Genomic DNA, 455 nt, shown 5'->3' on the forward strand with positions numbered 1-455 from the left:
TGTGCCTCCCGCTGCGTTCAGTTCCTCCGCCAGCGCTGCGAGCCGGTCGGTGCGGCGTGCGCCCAGCATCAGCTTCGCGCCGCGCGCCGCCAGGAGCCGCGCCGTGCCTTCGCCGATGCCGCTGCTGGCGCCGGTAATCGCGATGACCTTGTCCTCTATAGCCATGTATAGTCACTCCTGTTCAGACGGACCGAACCATAGATCCGATGCCCCTTAGATGGCGCTATCTGGTCGTGAGGAGGTAGAACGGTCATCCGGGATGATTGCACGATATTCCAGATTTATAGCGCTGCGCTGGATCGGTCTCTATCAGCCGTGTAGGCTGATCATACCGATTGCTTTGAGAGAGACGCTGATGGCGCATCAAGAACTGGCTCAGCAGATTGCCCGATACGCCGAGCGAGACGGCATCATCGAGACGCCCATCGCTCGGCTCACGCTGGTCCGCTCGGGCC

1 protein-coding gene is annotated in these 455 nt (G+C 61.8%); it reads right to left on the reverse strand.

Translation table 11 applies throughout. The annotated features are described in order from the left end of the window. Positions 1 to 165: SDR family NAD(P)-dependent oxidoreductase (locus LH128_RS30600; RefSeq protein ID WP_008833563.1), on the reverse strand; the 165-nt coding region annotated here is incomplete at its 3' end. Between the last annotated feature and the right edge of the window lie 290 nt (positions 166 to 455).

The organism is Sphingomonas sp. LH128 (genome assembly GCF_000293195.2).
GTDB classification, from domain to species: Bacteria; Pseudomonadota; Alphaproteobacteria; order Sphingomonadales; family Sphingomonadaceae; genus Novosphingobium; species Novosphingobium resinovorum_A.